Annotated in this window: 3 protein-coding genes; 2 read left to right on the plus strand and 1 reads right to left on the minus strand. The window is 36.6% G+C overall.

What is annotated here, in order from left to right; genetic code table 11:
* Together AC1DTM_RS27220 and AC1DTM_RS27225 are read left to right on the plus strand one after the other, a co-directional pair.
* A partial coding sequence (locus AC1DTM_RS27220; protein ID WP_477001346.1) for a GNAT family N-acetyltransferase occupies window positions 1–218 on the plus strand: 218 nt, incomplete at its 5' end.
* A gap of 43 nt (window positions 219–261) precedes the next feature.
* Window positions 262–786 (plus strand): cysteine hydrolase family protein, encoded by a 525-nt coding sequence (locus AC1DTM_RS27225; RefSeq protein ID WP_016105174.1) that lies wholly within the window; start codon window positions 262–264, stop codon window positions 784–786.
* A gap of 225 nt (window positions 787–1,011) precedes the next feature.
* On the opposite strand, the gene AC1DTM_RS27230 is transcribed toward AC1DTM_RS27225, so the two are convergent.
* Window positions 1,012–1,247, minus strand: a 236-nt coding sequence (locus tag AC1DTM_RS27230) for a DUF2512 family protein (protein ID WP_477001347.1), incomplete at its 5' end; no start/stop codon positions are given.

Here is a 1,247-nt window from a genome sequence, read left to right on the forward strand (position 1 = left end):
GAAAGGGAATTGGAACAAAACTCGTTCAAGCAGCAATTACATACATTATGAAAGAAGAGGGTGCAGAAACAATTGCAATGGACCCTAAAGTAAATAACGAACGTGCGATAAAGTGTTATGAAAAATGCGGATTTAAAAAAGTGAAGATTTTAAAGGAACATGAACTGCATGAGGGGAAATTAGAAGATTGTTGGATGATGGAATATAAACAATTATAATGATTTATGAAAGGGCTTATACAAACAAAGGGAGCTGTGTGAAATGAAAAAGGCATTACTAGTTATTGATGTGCAAGCGGGTATGTATACAGCAGGAATCCCAGTACATAATGGGGAAAAGTTTTTAGAAACGTTGCAAGAACTTCTTGGGGAATGTCGTACAAATGATATTCCGGTTATTTATGTGCAACATAACGGGCCAAAAGATCATCCGTTAGAAAAAGGTACAGATGGCTGGAAAGTACATGCGGCGATTGCACCGCATGAAGGAGATCTTTTCGTTGAAAAGACGACACCAGATTCATTCCATAAGACGAACTTAAACGAAGTGTTACAAGAAAAAGGGATTGAGCATGTTATTATTTCAGGAATGCAAACAGAGTACTGTGTTGATACGACAACGCGCAGAGCGTTTAGTGAAGGGTATAAAGTAACATTAGTGAGTGATGCGCATAGTACGTTTGATACAGATGTATTGCGTGCTGAAGATATTGTGAAACATCATAACTTAGTGTTTGGAGCATTTGCTGATGTTATTACGTTAAAAGAGTTAAAAGTAAAAGCGTAAGTATTGAAGTGGCTGTCTCTAAATGGAGGCAGTTTTTTATTTGCGGATAGGCCGTAAAACATTGTCGATAAATCGATATTCCTTGTCGAATCGTTGATTTATTCAAAAAATCATTAATATAATTTCATTCACCGTATTGATATCATAAAAAAACAAAAAGGAGCGCCACATCGTCAAAAATTCGACTGATGAGACAGCTCCTTTTTTGCACCATTAATTATGGCTTTACTTCTTCTTATCTTTATCCAACACATTCTGTTCTTCAGCAAACTCCGTACCATATGCAAACCGGCGATTAATTCGAATATTATCATTGTTGTGCCTTGTGTGGGAATTGGAAAAGCGATGGACGATTACTTCTGATAATGTAAAGACGATGGCAGAAAGGATACTGCCCCACGCAATTTGCATGTAGTTGTCTAATAAAATATTACCGAAAATCCAAACGCTTAAATACGTAA

The organism is Bacillus sp. P4_D3, from assembly GCF_056401855.1.